Below are 21,329 nucleotides of genomic sequence, written 5' to 3'. Positions count from 1 at the left end.
AATGAAACAATTACTACAATCCATTATTCAAAAAAGAAATCCTAATTTCTCATTTGATCCAGCTTTAGACAATTTTACATTAGTTTCATTCTTTTGGGCACAAATTTGGGGTATTTTAAGAGGATGTAAATTAGTATTCCGCTTTCAAAATCCAAAAATGGCATCACTTGGAAAAAATGTACATTTCTTTAATTCCAGAAAAATTTCATTTGGTAAATTCATGAAAATTGGAAATAATGTCCATTTAAGTGCATTAGGTAAAAACGGAATCACAATAGGTAACAATGTAAGTATTGGAGCCTTCAGTCGAATTATTATCTCAACTTCTTTTAATCATTTGGGAGAACACATTAAAATTGGAAATAACGTTGGGCTTGGTGAATTTACTTATCTTGGAGGTGCTGGTGGATTAGAAATCGGAGACGAATGCATCGTTGGTCAATATTTTAGTTGTCATCCAGAAAATCATATTGTAGCAGATCCAGATATTTCAATAAGACATCAAGGCGTAACGCGTAAGGGAATTAAAATTGGAAAGAATTGCTGGATTGGTAGTAAAGTTACCATTTTAGATGGTGTTGAAATCGGTGATGGATGTGTAATTGCTGCCGGAGCAGTTGTCAATAAGTCATTCCCAAAAAACTCAATTATTGGAGGAGTTCCTGCAAAAATTTTAAAAACAAGATGATGAAAAATATTTTAGCTACAGCTTATGCAATTAACCCATATAAAGGTTCTGAAGATGGTATGGGATGGAATTTTGTGATGCAAATCGCTCGATTTAATAAAGTAATTGCAATCACTAGAGAAAACAATAAAGAACATATTGAAAAATATATGTCTGAAAATCCGAACGAACTGTATGAGAACATTCAATTTCGTTATTTTGATTTACCTTATTGGATGCGTTTTTGGAAGAAAGGTGGTAGAGGTGCAATGTTATATTATGTTATGTGGCAAAGAGGAATTGTTCAGTTTATTAAAAAGCAAAACATCAATTTCGATATAGCTCACAATCTTAACTTTCATAACGATTGGACTCCCTCATTTTTATATAAACTCAAAAAACCAATGGTTTGGGGACCAGTAGGACATCATCCTATGATTCCCAAACAGTATTTGGCACCTTACGCAAAAAAATATTTATTGATTGACCGATTAACTTGGTTGATTAAAAAATACTTTTGGAAATTGTCATTCTCTCTAAAATCAACGGTAAAATATGCAGATCATATTTTATGTATGAACCATTCTGTTCCTGATGTACTTTCTCCAAAAACCAAATATTCGGTCACTCCATCTGTTGCAACACAAGACTTTGGCTGGAATGACGCTGAAGATTTAGACGATAAATTTACATTAATCTCAGCAGGAAGATTAGTACCTTTGAAAGGCTTTGATTTAACCATTCAGGCATTTGCAAACTTCTATCATCAGCTCAACAAATTCGAACAAGAAAAATGTCAATTACTCATTGTTGGAAGTGGTCCAGAGGAGCAGTTACTTAAAGATCTTGCCGTAAAACTAAAGGTTGAAAATCAAATTAACTTCATCAATTGGATTGAAAGAGATGAACTCATGAAGAAATTCAAAACTTCATCTGCTTTTCTTTTCCCTTCACATGAAGGTGCAGGAATGGTTGTAGCAGAAGCCTTATCTTTTGGACTGCCCGTAATTTGTTTAGATAATGAAGGTCCTGGTCAATTCATCAATAGTGAATGTGGATTTGCTGTTAAACAACAAGAGTACAATAAAACAATTGTAGAACTTACCAATGCAATTCAAATGCTACATCAACATCCTGAAAAAAGGATTGAAATGAGCATTGCAGCCCGACAAAGATTTGAATTAATGTTCCATTGGGACAGAAGAGGTGAACAATTAAAAAATATTTATTCAGAATTATGAGTTCTAAAAATCGTATCCTAGCCTTCCATCTGTTAAATGATCGTAGTGGAAGTCCGAAAGTACTAAGTCAAATCCTAAAATCATGGGCGAAAGAAAAATGTGAGGTAATTCTCTATACTAGTGCTCATGAGAATGGTTTTCTTTCTAATATTCCTGGAATTCAAAAGAAAACAGCATGGTATCAATTCAATGCAAATCCGTGGATTCGTTTGGTTTATTATAGTTTGAGTCAATTCATTCTGTTTTTTAGACTTTTATTCGTTATTAAGAAAACAGACATCGTTTATGTCAATACAGTATTGCCTTTTGGGGCAGCACTAGCGGGAAAAATAAAAGGAGCAAAAGTTATTTACCATGTACATGAAAGCACTGTAAACCCGGCTATTCTCAAATGGTTTTTATTTAAAATCGTTGCTTTAACGGCTACTGAAATTATTAATGTATCTCAATATGTAGCCTCTGCACACAACATTAAAAACACGAATAATCATTTAATTTACAATGCAATAGACGATTCTTTTTTAGCAAAACGAAAAGAAAGATTAATCAATGAAAAACCAGAAAACATCTTAATGGTGTGTTCATTGAAAGCCTATAAAGGAGTATTTGAATTTATCAATTTAGCTAAAGATTATCCACAATTTAAATTTAGACTTGTTCTTAATGCTCGTCAAACTGAGATTGATGCATTTTTTGAAGGACATATTATTCCACAAAACATTTCACTTTATTCAACACAAAAAAATCTACATCCATTTTATCAATGGGCTGACTTAATTGTAAACCTTTCTAGACCTGATGGTTGGATTGAAACCTTTGGATTAACTATAATTGAAGGAATGGCGTATGGGTTACCTGCTATTGTTCCTCCAGTTGGCGGAATTTTAGAAGTAATTCAAGATAGACAATCTGGTTATACTGTTGATTCTAGAAATCGTCAGGAACTCAATGCAAAAATTAAAATGTTAATGGAAAACAAATTTGTTTACAAAGAATTCTCTCAGGCTGCAACAAAACGTTTAGAACTTTTTAGAGAACAAAAAATGCTTAATTCTATAAATCAATTGATTTAAAATCACGTAAAGTCTAATTAAAGTAAATCTGATGACGCTTTAACCTTTCCTGAATCATAGCAAAAGTATCATTATTAGATTCATAATCAGTTCCAAAAACACGCTATGATTCCATTTTATGGAAATAATTGATACATATAAATATCTTAACCTATTGATTTTACTGGATTTATATTATTGGCACCGCTTTGGATATTGCTTATTCAAACAATTAAGTCATGAAAAAGAAAAAAAACAAAAAGAAAAGAATAGCCATCATTGGAACAGTTGGGGTTCCTGCGAATTATGGAGGATTTGAAACACTAGCAGAGCACTTAATTGAAGATTTAGGTCAACAATATGATATTACTGTTTTTTGTTCAGGAAAGAGATATCCAAAAGAAGAACGAAAATCAACATATAAAAATGCCAAATTAAAATATCTACCTTTAGAAGCGAATGGTATTCAAAGTATTCCTTATGACACCCTTTCAATTCTTTATTCCTTGTTTTTTTCAGATGTACTTCTTGTACTTGGGGTAGCCGGAGCTTGGATTCTTCCCTTTGTGAGATTTTTTACGAAGAAGAAAATTATTATCTCCATTGACGGAATTGAATGGAAAAGAGATAAATGGAATTTTATAGCCAAGAAATATTTGTATTGGGCAGAAGGTTTGGCAGTAAAATATTCGCATATTGACATTTCAGACAATGAAGCAATTCAAGATTACACTGCTGAACGCTATGGATCACTCAGTAGAATTATCGAATACGGTGCAGATCATACTTTAAAGGTTCCAGTTACCGAAAAAGCAACCGAGGACTACCCTTTTTTACAAAATGACTATGCATTCAAAGTTTGTAGAATCGAGCCAGAAAACAACGTTCATGTAATTTTAAAAGCCTTTGAACAAACAAATAAAATGCCTTTAGTTATAGTGGGAAATTGGGATAAAAGTGAATATGGAAAAACCTTAAAAGACCAATATCAAACACATGAAAACATCCATATTTTAGATCCTATATATGATCAAGAAAAATTAGACATCATGCGTGGAAATGCCGCACTTTATGTTCATGGACATTCTGCAGGAGGAACAAATCCTTCTTTAGTTGAAGCAATGTATTTAGGTTTGCCTATTCTGGCGTATGGCGTGTCTTATAACAGAGTAACCACTGAAAATAAAGCTATATACTTCGAGAATCAATACGATTTAGTGAAGGAACTTAATGAAACCTACACTGTAAAATTGAAAAAAGTTGGTGAAGAAATGTCTGAAATTGCACATAGAAGATATACTTGGAGTCATATTGCTTTTAAATATGATCAATTGATTCAAGAAGCTTTAACTACTTCTTCAAAAATGGATGTAAACGCAAAAACTAAAAATGTTCCATATAAAAAATTGTTGAAAATGGGACATGCACATTTGAAAACGAATAAGAATTTCTAAACCAAAGCATTAAATATTTCAAACTCCTGACTTCTTTGTAAGATTGGTTTGTAATGATTAAGTTTGAAAGAAAGAAACATATCTAATTATGAAAAAAAATAACAGTCAAATTTTAGTCAAGATTGTCTCCATGTTCATGTTTATTTTTCTTTTCTCTAATTGTGATAAATCTAGTTGTCAGGGTGAAATAAAAGAAGACTGTATTTGTCCTGCTGTTTACGATCCAGTTTGCGGATGTAACGACCAGACTTATGGAAATGCTTGTGAAGCTGCATGTGATGGAATTACGGAATACAGCAAAGGTACATGTAGCTAGACCAAACAGGGTAAATACTGATTATGAACAGTTGTAACGATTATTCAAGTCTCAATAAGAAGTTCCCATTCATGTTATAAAATAGATTTGCGATATGTAGCTTACCATTATAAACACCTATTTCACCTATTTTTTCAGAAATTGTATTAGGTAAACCAATCCAGTTTCCATCTTGCCATTTAATAATATTCTTGGAATTGACTGATTGAGTTCCTGAAAAATCTCCACCTACAAACAATTGTTTTCCATAAACGAAAAGTCTATGTACTCCACTCGACCCACCAATAAGACCAGTTCCCATTGATTCCCAATCAGAACCGTTCCAAATTGCAACATAAGCGCAGTTTGAATTACCACCTGCTGAGTTAAAATCACCGCCAACAACAAGTTTCCCATCGAGAACGACTAAATCACGAACTTTCCCATTCACACCATTTCCTAAGGCAACCCATTCATTTCCGCTCCACTTGGCAATATTATTTAAAATAGTTCCATTAGAGGAAGTAAACTCACCGGCACAATACAATTCTCCATTATACTCAAGAAGTGCATTGATTTCTACATTATCGGAATGATCAAAGTCTGGAAAGTTGATGCTCCCTGATGAAGACCGAACATATGGTGTGGATGCAAGGCCCATAATATTTTCTGAGTCATAAACCGTAAAAGCCGTCGGTTGAAGGAGATAAGATCCGGTAACAGATTCCCAACTACTGTATGCTGGCTCATCAAATACCTCCATATCAAACTTCCAAGCTCCTATTCCATCCCAAAATCCTATAGAGTATACCTGATTATCTATGACTTTAACATCTTCTAATCCTACACCACTCGGCCAATTATGAAATCCATGCTTCACTAAATTAGTATCATTTGAGAGGTGTCCAGATAAAAAGTATGAATCTTGATTTATATAATCAAAAAAAGTTAGAATCATGTTGTCTCCTACTGTTCCAATCCCTTCAATTAATTTATCTTTAAAATAATTCTCTTTAATACTTACCCAGTTGGAACCAGTAATGTTACCCTCCGGTCCATCAATTTTAGGAGAATTTTTACTTGAATCTATTTTTACCAACTCCTCTTTGTTACAAGATTGAAGTAATAAAAGCGCTGAAAGTAATAATAGTGTTTGTTTCATTATTTATGTGTTGAATTTAAAGCATCAAATGATTTATAAAATCGTATGGAATGTTTTTAATAACTATTCTTACCCAAAATTAATATTATTTATTTATACCGATTTTTGATTAACCATTCAATTTTGGTAATTTCATAATTCTTAAAAAGCATCAAAAATACAAATCATATGAACAAGGACGAAGCATTGCAAAAAATGATTGAGAATATGCCTGAGAAAACAGGAAAAGCATTGGAAGAATGGATGAAAATACTTCAGTCTAAATCTTTTGAAAAACATTCCGAAGGAGTCAATTTTCTAAAAAAGGAACACAATGTTACCCATGGATATGCCAATACAATCTACACCTTGTCCAAAAAGGAAGACACTACACCATCTGAACTTATCGATAATCAATTTAAGGGAAAAGAAGTTCTCTTTCCGATCTATGAAAGAATTGTAGCAATCGTGAAAGAATTTGGTGATGATGTTACCATAACGCCTAAGAAAACAAGTGTCAGTTTAATCAGAAAAAAGCAGTTTGCATTAATCAAACCGGCTACAAAAACAAGAATCGATTTAGGTTTAAAAATAAAGGATAAACCCATTACAGATCGACTAGAAAATTCCGGTCCTTTTGGTACAATGTGTACGCATAGAGTGAGATTAACAGATGTGAACGAAGTGGATAACGAACTTAAAATATGGTTGATGGAAGCTTATGAAAAGGCAAATTAGGATTGTGATAAAAATCAGATTTGATTAACATTATCTATCTTAAAAAATATTCACCTGACGATATCAATCACATTTTAAAGTAAGACTTTTCAAGAAGGACTGAATTTAAAAGTTATAATACTTAATTTACCTAAACTTTTTTTACTCTAAGTTGTTTTTAAAGTAATAAAACATTGATCAGCATCCTGATTAAGAAACAAGATGTTTTTTTAGTTATGGACAAGATTATTAACTTTTTAAATCAAAGGAGGATGAATAAAGTAGTTGAAAACCATCGTGAAGAAATAATCACCAAGTATATGCATCACATACTTGAAGTAGGAACACAACCCTTAAATATTTTCAAGTTTACCAAAGAAAATGAAATGCAGGAAAGTGATTTCTATGCTCACTTCTCTTCATTTGATGAATTGGAAAAGGAAATTTTTAGTGAATTCTTTAAGCAAACCATAGGGCTTTTAGAAAAGAACGAAGAATACCTAAGCTTCGATGCTCAGAATAAATTACTCAGTTTTTATTTTACTTTTTTCGAGATATTAACAAAGAACAGGAGTTATGTTTTACAAGCCATAAAAAACGATAAATTCAAAGGTTTGGGTGTGACCAAAAATTTAAGAAGTCATTTCAAAACATTTATAGAATCGATCGATATCGAAACAATCGATATTCCTGAAAAGCGTATCAATTCATTCAAAGAAAAAGGAATAGTTGAGGCCTATTGGGGACAATTTGCTTTCATCATAAGATATTGGGAAAAAGATAATTCTCCAAATTTTGAAAAAACGGATGTTCTAATTGAAAAATTAGTCACTACAGCTTTTGATCTTCAAGATATTAAACCCCTGGAAAGTGTAATTGACTTAGGTAAATTTTTATTGAAAGACTTAAAAAAATAACAACGATGGAAACGATTGATAATATTCCTATTTCAAAGATTAAACGTGCAAGCAAACTCGTTGGAACAGGTGCAAAAGTTGGGGTTAATTACCTTAAATATTATGGAAGTAAATTGGTGAAATCTGAGGAAGAAGCAAAATTAACTTTAGATAAAAATAATGCAGAGGACATTTACAACAGTCTAAAACAACTGAAAGGAAGTGCGCTAAAAGTTGCACAAATGTTAAGTATGGAAAAGTCAATTATGCCGGCAGCTTACGTTGAAAAATTTTCATTGTCACAGTTTTCTGTCCCTCCTCTTTCTCCGCCACTTGTCAACAAAACATTTAAAAGCTATTTTGGAAAAACTCCAAATGAAATATTTGATGAATTTAATACGACTTCAAATAACGCGGCAAGCATTGGTCAAGTCCATAGAGCTAAAAAAAATGGAAATGAACTTGCGGTAAAAATACAATATCCTGGTGTTGCAGAGAGTATTAGTTCTGATTTAAAGATGGTAAAACCAATTGCCTTAAAGATCCTCAATATTTCACCTAAAGATTCTGAAAAATACTTTAAAGAAGTTGAGGATAAGTTAATTGAAGAAACGGATTATGTACTTGAGCTCAAACAAAGTCAAGAGATTTCCAATGCCTGTAAATCGATTCCAAATTTATTATTTCCGAAATATTATGAAGAATTTTCTTCTGATCGAATTATCACAATGGATTGGATGAATGGTAAACACTTGTCTGAATATACTTTCAACGAAGCAAACAGTAATAAAATTGGACAAGCACTTTGGGATTTTTACATGTACCAAATTCACAAATTAAATAAAGTACATGCAGATCCACATCCTGGAAACTTTATGATTTCAGCCGATGAAAAATTGATTGCCTTAGATTTTGGCTGTATGAAAACAATTCCAAAGGAATTCTACACTCCTTATTTTGAATTGACTCAAAGTGAAACTTTAAACGATAAAAAGCTATTTGAAGCTAAAATTCTTGAGTTAGAAATCATCAAAGCAACAGATACCGAAGAAGAAAAATCATTTTTTACGGAGATGTTTCATGAATTACTTACGGCTTTTGCAACTCCATTGAACGCTGATTATTTTGATTTTAGCGATTCTGACTTCTTTCTAAAAATTGCACAACTAGGAGAAAAGTATACAAAGAACACTGAACTCAGAAAAATGGATGCCAATAGAGGTTCAAAACACTTTATTTATGTGAATAGAACTTTCTTCGGTTTATACAATTTGATGCATATGATACAGTCCAAAAATATAAAAATCAATAATTATAAAAGCTTATAAACTATCCTATCCTTGTTCCATTTTGAACTTTTTGCGCTGGCTGGATGATTGTCACTCGTTTCCCTTCTACTCCACCAAGGACAAGACATTCACTCATCATGTTGGCTATTTGTTTGGGCGGAAAGTTTACGACGGCCACAATTTGATTTCCAATTAAGTCTTCGGGTTGATATAGTTCTGTGATTTGTGCTGAAGTTTTCTTTATACCAAATTCACCAAAATCTATTGTCATTTTATAGGCGGGATTTCTTACCTCTTCAAAAACTTCAGCAGTGAGAATTGTTCCGACACGCATTTCAATTTTTGTAAAATCTGTCCAAGTTATTTCCATTTTCTTCAATAATGTTTGGCACGAATTTAATGAAATAGTAAGAAATTTAGCATTGAATTATTTACCTTCACCTAAAACAAACACATTGAAAACAGAATATCTATTTAAATCAGCGCGCTTAGGATTCCGGAATTGGAAAGATGAAGATTTGAATGCATTTACCTTATTAAATGCTGATACAGAGGTCATGGAACATTTTCCTAAATCTTTGGATCGTCAGGAAACCATGGAATTTATTCAACGATTAAAAGCACATTATGAAACACATGGATATAATTATTTCGCAGTAGAATTATTAGAAAATGGCGAACTTCTAGGATTTATTGGATTAGCCTATCAAAACTATGAAGTGGATTTTCTGCCAGCTGTTGATATCGGTTGGAGACTCAAAAAAAGTGCATGGGGAAAAGGTTATGCCACTGAAGGTGCGCTAAGATGCCTAGACTTTGGCTTCAACAATCTTAATCTTGAAAAAATCATTTCGACTTGTACTTTACAGAATAAAAAATCAGAAAAAGTTATGCAGAAAATTGGAATGAAAAAGGTCAAGAAATTTAAGCATCCTAAACTCAAAGCTTTTCCAGCTTATGAAAATTGTCTATTGTATGAAATTAAAAAAGAAGATTGGAATGAAATAGTTACATAGTTTCATCAGTCTTAAGTTAAAAGAAGTTTCAATCTCCGTTTTTATTCAAATTTCCTATCTGAAATTATTGAAGGAAAAAATACACCTGCACAAACTAGATCAATAAGTTCAATGTAAATCAAATTATAACAACTAGACCATTTCATCACGTTTTTTAGGGTATTGCTTCCGTTGTTTTTGTGAAATATACAGGTAAATAGATAAGGTTAGAATTAATATTCATTTCACATGGTTAGCTGATTAACTTTACGTAATTTACATGAAATTAAAAATTAGCTTATGAATAGAAAAATTACCTACGCCTTAGGTTTACTCTTTTTTGGTTTATCAGGAGTTACTTCTGCACAAACTTGGACTGAAAAAACGGGGTTAGAAAGCAACACAAGACATCATCCTGTTACCTGGGCCATAGATGGATTTGGTTACTCGGCAACTGGAACAAACACAAGTAACCTTCCAACTAAAGATTTTTATAAGTATGATCCATCAAACGATTCGTGGGAGACATTAACAGACTTTCCTGGTCCAGCAAGAAGTTTTTCAATTGGTGGAGTTTATAATGGAGAAGCCTATTTAGGTTTCGGATCGAATTCAACCACTTATCATGATGATTTATGGAAGTACAACCCAACAACTGAAACGTGGACAGAATTAAGTACTTGTCCTTGCATTGGAAGAAATCATCCTACGTTGACGATAAATGAAGAATATGGAAAACTGTATGTAGGAAAAGGAAATGACGATGCTGGAAATTTAGACGATTGGTGGGAATATGATATTGCAACAGACACATGGACACAAATGCCAGATTTTCCGGGTACAGAAAGACACCATCCATTTCACTTTTCAATTGGTGATTTTTCCTATACTGGTTTAGGTCATGATTTGAATCCACAAATGGCAAGAAGTGATTGGTATCGATTCAATCCTTCTGACAATACATGGGATCAGTTAAGTGATGCTCCTGGAGCTAGAATTGCAGGAACACAATTTTCATACAACGGTTTAGGTTATGTTTTAAGTGGTGATGCTGAGCATCATGGCGCAACATTTCCTTCTATCTTTTGGGTGTATGAGCCAAATGGAGATCAATGGACAGAATTAAATCCACATCCAGGAAATAGTATTTGGGCACCTGGTTCTTTCGTTATTGATGGAGTTGTTCATTTCTTTGGTGGAGTTGATTATATTGATCAAACCTTCCCAGGTGAAATGTGGACTACTGATTTAGATGATATAGCAAGTATTGATTCCAATGAAGATATAACATTTTCAGTTTTCCCAAATCCAGCAAATAGTAATCTAAAAATTCAAGCTAGCAATGAACTGGAAAATTCAGAAATTAAAATTTATAATTTAGACGGAAGATTACTTATTCATGAGAATTACCAAGGCAGTATTGACATTAGTTCAATTATTTCTGGTGTGTATATCCTAGAAATTACAAACAACGATCAAACTTCTACAGTGAAATTCGTGAAAGAATAGTTTTTTAATACGACCTCTTTAAAGAATGCTGGATTTTTAATTCAGCATTTTTTTTATCCAAAATTGAAATGCTAATAATGAATAGCTAAAATTATGAACATTCATATTTATTTTGTTGAAAAGTAGCTTTCCAAATTCTACACTTCCCTCCTATTTTATGCTTAATTTCATAGGGTTAAACGACAATTCGTTCGTTAACTTTATAAATGGTATAAAATTTCAATATGTTCAATCAATTTTCGCTTTTCAATCGCCTTATTTTTATTACAATCACTTTAGTTTTCTTTGGATGTAGTAATGAAAACCCTGAAGACTTCAAGGTTAATCCAGAATTTCAGAAACACATCTCTTCTTATACTTCTGGTGTGATTTCTACAGCAGGAACTGTCACGATTCAATTGACCAACTCCGTTTCAGATGATTTTCGAAAAAATGAAGATAAAACCGATGCGTTGCTTTCAATTTCTCCAACTGTTGAAGGTAAAACCATTTGGAAAGATCAGCATACTTTAGAGTTTATTCCAACTCAAAAATTTGAATCTGATGCAACCTATTGGGTAGAATTTAAATTGGGTGATTTAATTGATCTACCTAATGAACTCGAAGTTTTTAAATTCCCTTTTTCTACGATCAAACAAGCGATAAATCTTGAAGTGGACGGACTAAAAAGTTATGCCGACGGTTCAATGGATTGGTATCAACTTAAAGGTTCTGCAATTACAGCAGATGTTATGTCCATCAAAACCTTGAATGAAAACACGACTTTTTCTGTTAATGGAACTTCAAAAAAAGTAAAATGGACAAAAAAAGGAAACCAACATATTTATGAATTTACCTTAGACAGTATTCGAAGAAAAAACGAAAACGGAACTGTTGAGATCAACTGGAATACCTACCTTAAAGGAGACAAAGAAAGTCAAACCGTATCGCATGTAATTCCTGCAATGGGAGATTTCAAAATCACGGGAACAACTGTAGTCCAATACCCTGAACAGTATGTATTGGTACGTTTTTCGGATCCTTTATTAAGTACACAAGACCTCAACGGATTAGTTGAAATTGAAGGATTAAACAATGTCAAAACAGCAATTTCTACCAATGAATTACGAATCTACGCCGGAAGTCGTCTTGAAGGATTACATACTGTAATCATCAACAGTGCAATTCAAAATTTAAAAGCTTATAAATTCAACAAAACAGAGCGAATCAGCGTTGATTTCAAAGCAATAAAGCCAGCAGTTCGTTTGGTTGGAAAAGGAACAATCTTGCCTTCTACGAATAATATGATGCTTCCTTTTGAAGCCGTAAATCTTAAAGCTGTTGATGTAAGAATTATCAAAATTTTCGAAAACAATGTTGTCCAATTTTTCCAAACCAACGATTATGATGGAGATGATGAATTGAAAAGAATTGGTCGAGTAATTCGTAAAAAAACTATTTATTTAACCAAGGACAAGCCTTTAGATCTTGGAAAATGGAACAGATTTAATCTTGATTTATCCAAATATATTGAAGTCGACCAAGGTGCAATTTACCGTGTAGAAATAGGCTTTAGAAAACATCATTCTGTATATCCTTGTCAAGATGGTGCTGCTGAAGACATTCAAATGGATGAAACAGATTGGGACGAAAAAGAGAACCCAGAAGCAGAAAAATGGGAATATATCAGTGATTGGAATCATTCGAACTACAATTCAGGATATTTTCAAGGCTATGATTACCGAAAACGAGAAGATCCTTGTTCATTTTCTTACTTCCGCAACAAAAGCGTTGTCAAAAACATCTTTGCTTCCGACATTGGAATTGTAGCCAAAACGGGAACCAATGGGGAGATAACAATTGCGGTAGCTGATATCATTAGCACATTACCAATTCAAGGTGCAAGTGTAAAACTGTATGATTATCAACAACAAAAAATTGCAGATTTAACCACGAGTGCAGAAGGAATCGCTGTATCCAAACCGTTAAAAAACGCACCATTTTTTATCATTGTTGAACATGATTTGAAAAAAGGTTATTTACGTCTAGGAAATGCAAATTCACTTCCGCTTAGTCGATTTGATATTGATGGAGCAACGGTTCAAGAAGGAATTAAAGGGTATATTTATGGTGAACGAGGAGTTTGGCGACCGGGAGATACTTTATTTTTGAATTTTATTTTGGAAGATAAAGACAATGTTATTCCAGAAGATCATCCTGTTATTTTTGAACTGTTTAATGCGCGTGGACAATTGGTGAATCGTGAAATTCGCAGTAGTTCACTCAATGGTTTTTATAATTTCACAACACCTACAAATGCCGATGCTCCAACAGGAAATTGGTCTGCTAAAGTTGAAGTGGGTGGAGCAACTTTCCAAAAAACTATTAAAGTTGAAACCATAAAACCTAACCGTTTAAAGATTAATCTGGACATTAAAAACAAATTGCTTAGTGCTGCTTCTCCTCTAGTTAATGCTGATTTAAGCGTTAAATGGCTGCATGGAGCTCCTGCGAAAAACTTAAAAACGGACATTAGTGTTAAGATGCTTTCTACAGCTACGCATTTCAAAGGTTTTAAAAAATATCAATTTGATGACCCGAGTAAAACATTTTACGGTTCGGAAGAAAAGTTCTTAGAGCGAAAATTAAATGATGCTGGTAAACTAGCCATTAATAAAAGATTGGAGGTACATGACCAAGCTCCTGGAATGATGAAAGCTGTTTTTAAAACAAGGGCTTTTGAACGTGGTGGAGATTTTAGTACAGACCAAATCGCTGTGAATTATGCACCTTACGAACATTTCGTTGGAATAAAATCACCTGAATTAGATAAATACGGTGCATTACAAACAGATTCAACTTATCAATTTCCAATAATCTCTTTAGATAAAAATGGAGTTAGACAAGGAAATCGTAGGATCGAAGTTGAAGTTTATAGAATTGAATGGAGCTGGTGGTGGCAAAGTGGATCAAATAACATTGCAAGTTATATCAACAGAAGCAGTGTAACTCCAGTTTCTAGAGAATTCATCACGACGAATTCAAAAGGTGAAGGAACTACAGCTACAAAAATCAACAAACATAGCTGGGGAAGATATTTAATCAAAGTGAAAGACGTTCAAAGTGGTCACTCCACTGGAATAATGTCTTACTTTGATTGGCCAAGTTGGATGTCAAGATCTGGAAGAGCAGCTCCCGACGGTGCAAATATGCTCTCTTTTTCATCAGATAAGGAAGAATATGAAACTGGTGAAAAAGCCAAAATTAGTTTTCCTTCATCTGAAAACGGAAGAGCTTTAATAAGTATTGAAGACGGCAAGAAAGTTATTGATGCATTTTGGATCGAAACCATAGACAGTGAAACCTCATTCAATTTGCCTATTACACCAGATTTAGCGCCGAATTGTTATGTACATATTACTTTCTTACAACCGCATAAACAAACGCAAAACGATGCTCCAATTCGTATGTATGGTGTAATTCCAATTATGGTAAAAGATCCTTTAACGATTCTTGAACCACAAATTAAAATGCCAGATGAATTGGCTCCTGAATCTTCATTTAACATTCAGGTTTCAGAGAAAAACAGTCGAGAAATGACCTATACCATTGCTGTGGTTGATGAAGGACTATTGGATTTAACTCGCTTTAAAACACCAAATCCGTGGAATCATTTTTATGCGAGAGAAGCATTAGGTGTTAAAACATGGGATTTATACGATCATGTAATTGGAGCTTATGGTGCAAAAGTGGAGAATTTATTGACCATTGGTGGAGATCAAAACATCAACCCTGGTGACGATAGTCCAATTCGATTCAAACCAATGGTTAGGTTTATCGGACCATTTAAATTAGGAAAAGCAGGAACAGCAAATCATAAAATTCATGTTCCAAATTACATCGGTTCAGTAAGAACAATGGTAATTGCTGGTCAGGACGGTGCGTATGGAAGTACAGAAAAAACAACACCTGTAAAGAAACCTTTGATGATTTTAGCTACCCTACCAAGAGTATTAGGTCCAAAAGAAAAAGTAGCCTTACCAATCAATGTTTTCGCTATGGATAAAAAGGTGAAAAATGTTAAACTTCAGGTGAAAACTAATGATAAATTAAAGGTTATTGGTTCTACTACAAAAAACATCACATTTGATGAAATTGGAGATCAGGTAGCTTATTTTGATTTAGAGGTTGGAACATTAGTTGGCGCTGCCAAAGTAGAAGTAATTGCAACAAGTGGAAGTGAAAAATCAACTTATACTATTGACCTGGAAGTTCGTCAACCTAATCTTCCTGTAAGCATTTTTAATGAAGGAACGATAGATGGAAAGACGACTTGGACAAACACTATTGAATTACCTGGAATGCACAATAGCAATTCTGCCAAACTAGAATTATCAAGCATTCCTCCTATCAATTTAGAGAAACGTTTAGGTTATTTAACCCGTTATCCTCATGGCTGTTTAGAACAGAAGACATCTGGTGCTTTTCCGCAGCTGTATTTGGAAAATTTAATTGATTTGGATGCTGATATGAAGGAGAGAATTCAAAACAACGTTACTTCTGTTATTAATAAAATCCAAAGACATCAATTGAATGATGGAGGATTTGCGTATTGGTTAGGCAATGGAAATTCCAATGATTGGGGTTCCACATATGCTGGTCATTTCTTCTTAGAGGCGGAGAAAAAAGGATATACGCTACCGTATGCAATGAAAGAGAAATGGATTAATTTCCAAAAAGAAAAGGCTAGAAATTGGAGTCCAAGAAATGTGAACAATTACCGCAACGCTGATCTTCCGCAAGCTTATAGACTGTATACTTTGGCTTTGGCTGGACAACCTGTTTTAAGTGCAATGAATAAATTAAGGAATCAAAATGATTTATCTATTCAAGCGGCATGGAGATTGGCTGCTGCTTATCAAATTATAGGTAAAACGGAAGTCGCAAATGACATTGTTAAAAACAAAACGACTGAAGTTAAACCATATACAGAATTGAGTTACACTTACGGAAGTCATCACCGTGATTTAGCCATGATTATAGAGACTTTAACATTAATGGGGCAGAAATCAAAAGCTGCTCCTTTAGTACGTGAATTATCTTCTACTTTAAGTGAAGACCGCTGGATGAGTACGCAAACAACGGCATATTCCTTAATGTCTATCGCTTTATTTACAGAACAAAACAAGCCAAAAGGTGGTATAAAAGCAAGTTTTGTTTATAAAGGAAAAACAATCAATGTTTCAAGTCAAAAAGCCATTGAATTGATCGATTTAGATGTTGCCTCAACACAAAACACGGTTGAACTGAGTGTCAACAATAAAAATGAAAGTCATTTGTTTGCAAGAATCATTGCTACAGGAATTCCATTGGCAGGACAAGAAGAATCTCATGCGAGTGATTTAGGTCTGAAAGTCGTTTACCGCAATGCAGCCAATGAAAAAATTGAGCTTAGTGACATTGCACAAGGAACAGATTTTTCAGTTGAAGTAACCGTTTCAAATCCTGGAATTCGTGGAGATTATCAAGGATTGGCATTGTCTCAAATCTTCCCGAGTGGTTGGGAAATTCACAACCGAAGAATGGATTTGGATTATTCCGGAAATGAAAGTAATGCATTCAATTATCAAGATATTCGAGATGACCGAGTGTACACCTATTTCGATTTAAGAAAGAACAAAAGTAAAAGCTTTAAAATCAATTTACATGCTGCTTATGTTGGTGAATATTATATGCCAGCAACCCATGTTGAAGCCATGTATGATGCTACAATTTCTGCATTAGTAAAAGGAAAACGCATTAAAGTTGTTTCACCGGGTCAATAGATTGTGCAACTAAAATCAGGAAAATATCGATTTTATTTTTCAATGAGAACACTTGCTTTTGCAGGTGTTCTTGCATTTCTTGTATATTTTATTGGATGTTTGCCTAATCCATTATTTAAGCAAGCTACCTCCACTATTCTATTGAGTAAAGATGGCCGATTGATGAATGCGAAGATTGCAGAAGACGGTCAATGGCGTTTTCCGGTGATGAATAGTGTTCCGTCAAAGTTTAAAGCAGCCATTATCGCATTTGAAGACCATGATTTCTATGACCATGTCGGCGTAAGTTTAAAAGCCATTGGACGAGCTGTAATTAGCAATTTCAAAGCCAAAAAGATTGTCAGCGGCGGAAGTACAATCACCATGCAGATTGCAAGAATGGCGAGAAATGCAGACAGAACATTTTACAATAAACTCATAGAATCAATTTGGGCACTGAGGTTAGAAACACGTTTTAACAAAGATGACTTGCTTTCAATATATGCCTCTCACGCCCCTTTTGGAGGAAATGTGGTTGGATTAGAAGCAGCATCATGGAGATATTATGGTTTGCCACCTACTGAATTATCTTGGTCTCAAGCAGCCACTTTAGCTGTTCTACCAAACGCACCTGGACTTGTTCATCCCGGGAAAAATCGTGATATTTTATTGGCCAAACGCAATAAAGTTTTGAAAACACTACACGAACATGGTGAAATTGATGACATCACCTATGAGCTTTCATTGGAGGAATCATTAATTGGAGCACCACAAAGACTTCCTTCTCTTGCTCCCCACTTACTTGAAAACGCCATCAAAAATGGACGTAAAGGACAAAGGATTAAAACAAGTTTAGATTTTGACAAACAACAAAAATTGACCAATACAATCTCCTTTCATCAGAAACAATTGAATCAAAATTTCATCCATAATGCGGCAATGTTGGTCATCGATGCAAAAACCAATGAAGTGGTGACATATATTGGAAATTCTGCACAAGAGAATAAATACCAACAACATGTAGACATCATTCAAGCACCAAGGAGTTCAGGGAGTGTACTCAAACCCTTTTTATACGCCGCGATGACTCAAGAAGGTATGTTACACAACGATCAATTAATTCCTGATGTTCCAATGCATTTCGACCATTTCACTCCACAAAATTATGACGAAACCTATGAAGGTGCGGTAAAAGCTGGAGATGCTTTAGCGCGTTCACTGAATGTTCCGGCAGTCTACCTTTTAAAACAATATGGAATCGATAAGTTCCTTCATAAACTCCGTGCAATTGGTCAACATCAAATCTCAAAAAGCGCTGAACATTATGGATTATCCTTAATTCTTGGAGGAGCTGAAACAACTTTGTGGGATATTGCCAATTCCTATGCAGGAATGACCAAAACATTGAATTTCTACAATCAAGAAAATAAATACAATTTGAAGACGTGGAAAAATGCCAAATTATTCACCCAAACAAATGAGCCGAATAACGCAGTTTCAAGAACAACTTCAAAGTTTGAAGCTGGAGCAATTTACACGACATTTCAGGCTTTATTGAGCGTAAACCGTCCGCACATGGAAGCTTCTTGGGAACAATACACTTCTTCATCAAAAATAGCGTGGAAAACTGGAACAAGTTATGGAAACAGAGATGCTTGGGCTGTTGGTTGTACACCTGATTACATAGTTGCGGTTTGGGTTGGAAACGCAACTGGAGAAGGTCGACCGGGAATCATTGGAACCACCGCGGCAGCACCCATAATGTTTGACGCCTTCTCTTATTTACAAGAAACTAAAAGTTGGTTTATTCCACCTTATGACGAATTGGTTAAAATGTCGATTTGTAGTGAAAGTGGCCACCGTAGCGCAGTAAACTGTACAAAAACAGATACAGTAGACGTACATTTCAATGCTTTGCGTGGGTCATCATGTAATTTTCATGAAGTGTATTTAACGGATCAGCACAATGAATTTCGCTACAACAGAAGCTGTATCAATTCAACTGAAGTTCAACAGTTTTCTCAATTTGTTTTACCACCCTTGCAGGCGAACTTCTACAAACATGTTCACCCGAATTACAGAACGCTTCCACCCTATCATCCAGATTGTAAAATTCAACAAGCAGAACAAACCTTTACCATCATTTACCCAGAACACAACAGTAAAATCATTGGTACCATAGATTTAGATGGAGACGAGAATGGAATTGTGCTAGAAGCTTCTCACCCCAACACTTCTGCGACATTATTTTGGCATGTCGATCAAAACTTTTTAGGGAAAACAAAAGGAAAACACACCTTGAAATACAAACCTGAAATAGGTAAACATTTGTTGACGGTATTGGATGAATTTGGAAATCAGAAGAAAATATTGTTTGAAGTATTGGAATGAGAAACCATTTAAAATTATTAATTAGAAATAGTTCTCTCATCGTTCCGATTTCGAGATGACTTTGTCGGAGAAATCTTTTTCCAATTAAAATAACACCTTTAGAACACAGGATACGCCGAAGCAACAAGACAATCAAAAAATCCAATTTATCCAAAATCAGAAACACTTTTTTACTTGAAAGTTGTGGATGCACAAATTCAATTTAATCGAGATGAGGAAGGACAAATCAAAAGTTTGACCTTACTTTAGGGCGGTCAGGAGATTGAAGGAAAGAAGGTGATATAGCAATGGAACTACTCGAAAAGCGCTTAAGCATTAGCCCTACAATTTGAAGCTTAGCTTGAGATATATTTTTGATTTTTATAATAACTCTCCAATATTCCTATTTTTGTAAGGATATAAAACAGTCAACGTGGGAATTGTTCAAAGACAAAGTTTAAAAAACTCTATTGTAAATTACCTTGGAATCATCATTGGTGGTCTGAGTACAATGTTTATTTACCCACTTGATTGGGAGTTGTACGGAGAAATTCAATTCAGTCTCTCTTCTGCTATATTACTCAGCGCTTTTTTTTCTTTAGGAAGTCATTCGCTAGTCAATAAATACTTCCCTTATTTTGAAAAAACCAAAACCAAAGGCTTTTTATCTCTACTATTTATTTACAGTGGAATAAACATTCTATTGGTTTCTTTTTTATTGTTTATTTTCCGACAGCCTTTTACTTCTTTTCTTGAAATTGGAGGCTTTGATGTTGATCAACTCAATGAACATTTATTCGTCATATTTCCGCTTGGAATTTTAATGGTGTACATCGCCATTTTAAGGGCACACAGTTACAACTATGCAAGGATTGTCTATCCTGATATGATCTCAAATTTTAGTTTAAAATTTGCCGTTCCTGTATTCATACTACTGAGTTACTTCTCCATCACAGACTACCAAATCACAGGATGGTTACTCGTTATATTCCACCTACTTATAACAGCCTTACTGATGTTTTACATTAACTCTTTAAAAGGCTTAGATTTCAGTTTTGGTGTTATCAAAAACACAAGTAAAAACAAGCACATTGAAATGATTCGCTACATGCTTTATGGAGCTATGAATCATGTCGGAAACATCCTGGTTTATAAGATCGATGTGGTGATGATCGGACTTTTATTATCCACTACAAAAGTTGGATATTACAGCATATTCTTATTCCTATCTGTGGTAATTGAAATCCCCACAAAAGCCGTATTTCAAATTACAGGTCCGATGATTTCAAGAGCATTTGAAGAAGATAAAATCAGTGAAATTCAATCCTTATATAAAAAGTCATCTGCCAATTTGTACATCATTGGAATCGTCCTATTTTCTTTAATCTGGATGAATATTGGCACCTTTTTCGAAGTCATGACCAATGGAGAAGATTTAATCATTTACAAGACTGTTTTCTTATTATTGGCACTTACCAAAATAGTGGATATGCTCACGAGTATTAATTTCTCTATTATCTCCTACTCTAAATATTTTCGCGTAAACACCCTTTTCATCCTCATCTTAGCCATTTCAAATGTAATATTAAACTACATTTTGATTCAAGAATTTGATATTGTTGGAGCGGCTTTGTCCACCACAATTTCAATGTTGATTTTCAATATTTTAAAGACAGTCTTTGTTTATTTTAAATACAAAATTCACCCCTTCACTTGGCCTTTGGTCATCATCAGTATATTCTTAGTTGCCGCTGTTGCCCTACCACTTTTACTCCCAGTGATTTTTGAATCCATAATCTTTTCAATGCTGATTTCCGGACTATTTCTACTCATTTTCATATTTGTGGTGTATAGATTAAATATTTCGATAGAAATTAATAGATTTATCGACAAATACAGCGCTAAAATTTTAAAATAGGC

General features: G+C 34.0%; 15 protein-coding genes. 13 read left to right on the top strand and 2 right to left on the bottom strand.

All coding sequences use genetic code 11. The features are described from left to right. Position 1 precedes the first annotated feature (1 nt). The 5 genes from DXU93_RS04255 (at position 2) to DXU93_RS04235 (ending at position 4,730) form a co-directional block, all read left to right on the top strand. Positions 2-688, top strand: a complete 687-nt coding sequence (locus DXU93_RS04255; RefSeq protein WP_116880018.1) for an acyltransferase — start codon at positions 2-4, stop codon at positions 686-688. Continuing rightward, the gene (locus DXU93_RS04250; protein ID WP_165851331.1) at positions 688-1,908 is read left to right on the top strand and encodes a glycosyltransferase family 4 protein; all 1,221 of its coding nucleotides are present in this window, start codon (positions 688-690) and stop codon (positions 1,906-1,908) included. Before DXU93_RS04255 ends, DXU93_RS04250 begins: the two co-directional genes overlap by 1 nt. Further along, positions 1,905-2,981 (top strand): glycosyltransferase family 4 protein, encoded by a 1,077-nt coding sequence (locus tag DXU93_RS04245; protein WP_116880016.1) that lies wholly within the window; start codon positions 1,905-1,907, stop codon positions 2,979-2,981. Before DXU93_RS04250 ends, DXU93_RS04245 begins: the two co-directional genes overlap by 4 nt. A 218-nt stretch (positions 2,982-3,199) precedes the next feature. Continuing rightward, positions 3,200-4,414 (top strand): DUF1972 domain-containing protein, encoded by a 1,215-nt coding sequence (locus DXU93_RS04240; protein WP_116880015.1) that lies wholly within the window; start codon positions 3,200-3,202, stop codon positions 4,412-4,414. Between the two features lie 88 nt (positions 4,415-4,502). Further along, the gene (locus DXU93_RS04235) at positions 4,503-4,730 is read left to right on the top strand and encodes a hypothetical protein (protein ID WP_205679229.1); all 228 of its coding nucleotides are present in this window, start codon (positions 4,503-4,505) and stop codon (positions 4,728-4,730) included. Positions 4,731-4,770: 40 nt separating this feature from the next. Here DXU93_RS04235 and DXU93_RS04230 read toward each other — a convergent pair whose 3' ends face one another. Next, positions 4,771-5,871 carry a hypothetical protein gene (locus DXU93_RS04230; protein ID WP_116880014.1) on the bottom strand — a complete coding sequence of 367 codons (1,101 nt, stop codon included), beginning with the start codon at positions 5,869-5,871 and terminating at the stop codon, positions 4,771-4,773. A gap of 168 nt (positions 5,872-6,039) precedes the next feature. Between DXU93_RS04230 and DXU93_RS04225 the strand changes: the two genes are divergently transcribed. The 3 genes from DXU93_RS04225 (at position 6,040) to DXU93_RS04215 (ending at position 8,791) form a co-directional block, all read left to right on the top strand. Continuing rightward, entirely contained in the window at positions 6,040-6,588 is a 549-nt protein-coding gene (locus tag DXU93_RS04225; RefSeq protein WP_240623419.1) for a DUF4287 domain-containing protein, read from the top strand. A gap of 251 nt (positions 6,589-6,839) precedes the next feature. After that, positions 6,840-7,484 (top strand): TetR/AcrR family transcriptional regulator, encoded by a 645-nt coding sequence (locus DXU93_RS04220; RefSeq protein WP_123776038.1) that lies wholly within the window; start codon positions 6,840-6,842, stop codon positions 7,482-7,484. 5 nt (positions 7,485-7,489) lie between these two features. Further along, positions 7,490-8,791, top strand: a complete 1,302-nt coding sequence (locus tag DXU93_RS04215) for an ABC1 kinase family protein (RefSeq protein WP_116880012.1) — start codon at positions 7,490-7,492, stop codon at positions 8,789-8,791. Between the two features lies 1 nt (position 8,792). Here the strand turns inward: DXU93_RS04215 and DXU93_RS04210 are convergent, their stop codons facing one another. Continuing rightward, positions 8,793-9,122 carry a tRNA-binding protein gene (locus DXU93_RS04210; RefSeq protein ID WP_116880011.1) on the bottom strand — a complete coding sequence of 110 codons (330 nt, stop codon included), beginning with the start codon at positions 9,120-9,122 and terminating at the stop codon, positions 8,793-8,795. Positions 9,123-9,207: 85 nt separating this feature from the next. On the opposite strand from DXU93_RS04210, the gene DXU93_RS04205 reads away from it, so the two are divergent. The 5 genes from DXU93_RS04205 to DXU93_RS04185 all read left to right on the top strand — a co-directional run bounded on the left by DXU93_RS04205 (position 9,208) and on the right by DXU93_RS04185 (position 21,327). Then, positions 9,208-9,768: a GNAT family N-acetyltransferase gene (locus DXU93_RS04205; RefSeq protein WP_116880326.1), complete on the top strand. Its 561-nt coding sequence runs from the start codon at positions 9,208-9,210 to the stop codon at positions 9,766-9,768. 279 nt (positions 9,769-10,047) lie between these two features. Then, complete coding sequence (locus tag DXU93_RS04200; RefSeq protein ID WP_116880010.1) at positions 10,048-11,256, top strand: T9SS type A sorting domain-containing protein; 1,209 nt, start codon at positions 10,048-10,050, stop codon at positions 11,254-11,256. Between the two features lie 224 nt (positions 11,257-11,480). Then, positions 11,481-17,060, top strand: a complete 5,580-nt coding sequence (locus DXU93_RS04195) for an alpha-2-macroglobulin family protein (RefSeq protein WP_116880009.1) — start codon at positions 11,481-11,483, stop codon at positions 17,058-17,060. A 42-nt stretch (positions 17,061-17,102) separates the two neighbouring features. Further along, complete coding sequence (gene pbpC, locus DXU93_RS04190) at positions 17,103-19,430, top strand: penicillin-binding protein 1C (RefSeq protein ID WP_116880008.1); 2,328 nt, start codon at positions 17,103-17,105, stop codon at positions 19,428-19,430. A gap of 412 nt (positions 19,431-19,842) precedes the next feature. Beyond that, positions 19,843-21,327, top strand: a complete 1,485-nt coding sequence (locus DXU93_RS04185; RefSeq protein ID WP_116880007.1) for an MATE family efflux transporter — start codon at positions 19,843-19,845, stop codon at positions 21,325-21,327. The last annotated feature ends 2 nt before the right edge of the window (positions 21,328-21,329 follow it).

This window comes from Brumimicrobium aurantiacum, from assembly GCF_003402975.1.
GTDB classification, from domain to species: domain Bacteria; phylum Bacteroidota; class Bacteroidia; order Flavobacteriales_D; family Crocinitomicaceae; genus Brumimicrobium; species Brumimicrobium aurantiacum.
Note: the sequence above shows the minus strand (reverse complement) of the source record. Positions and strands in the feature narration are given on the sequence as shown.

Excerpts from the sequence above, each read along its gene's own strand:
- DXU93_RS04215 (WP_116880012.1), top strand. The coding sequence starts at position 7,490 with ATGGAAACGATTGATAATATTCCTATTTCAAAGATTAAACGTGCAAGC.
- pbpC (WP_116880008.1), top strand. The coding sequence starts at position 17,103 with ATGAGAACACTTGCTTTTGCAGGTGTTCTTGCATTTCTTGTATATTTT.
- DXU93_RS04195 (WP_116880009.1), top strand. The coding sequence starts at position 11,481 with ATGTTCAATCAATTTTCGCTTTTCAATCGCCTTATTTTTATTACAATC.
- DXU93_RS04225 (WP_240623419.1), top strand. The coding sequence starts at position 6,040 with ATGAACAAGGACGAAGCATTGCAAAAAATGATTGAGAATATGCCTGAG.
- DXU93_RS04200 (WP_116880010.1), top strand. The coding sequence starts at position 10,048 with ATGAATAGAAAAATTACCTACGCCTTAGGTTTACTCTTTTTTGGTTTA.
- DXU93_RS04230 (WP_116880014.1), bottom strand. The coding sequence starts at position 5,871 with ATGAAACAAACACTATTATTACTTTCAGCGCTTTTATTACTTCAATCT.
- DXU93_RS04245 (WP_116880016.1), top strand. The coding sequence starts at position 1,905 with ATGAGTTCTAAAAATCGTATCCTAGCCTTCCATCTGTTAAATGATCGT.
- DXU93_RS04210 (WP_116880011.1), bottom strand. The coding sequence starts at position 9,122 with ATGGAAATAACTTGGACAGATTTTACAAAAATTGAAATGCGTGTCGGA.
- DXU93_RS04250 (WP_165851331.1), top strand. The coding sequence starts at position 688 with ATGAAAAATATTTTAGCTACAGCTTATGCAATTAACCCATATAAAGGT.
- DXU93_RS04255 (WP_116880018.1), top strand. The coding sequence starts at position 2 with ATGAAACAATTACTACAATCCATTATTCAAAAAAGAAATCCTAATTTC.
- DXU93_RS04220 (WP_123776038.1), top strand. The coding sequence starts at position 6,840 with ATGAATAAAGTAGTTGAAAACCATCGTGAAGAAATAATCACCAAGTAT.
- DXU93_RS04240 (WP_116880015.1), top strand. The coding sequence starts at position 3,200 with ATGAAAAAGAAAAAAAACAAAAAGAAAAGAATAGCCATCATTGGAACA.
- DXU93_RS04235 (WP_205679229.1), top strand. The coding sequence starts at position 4,503 with ATGAAAAAAAATAACAGTCAAATTTTAGTCAAGATTGTCTCCATGTTC.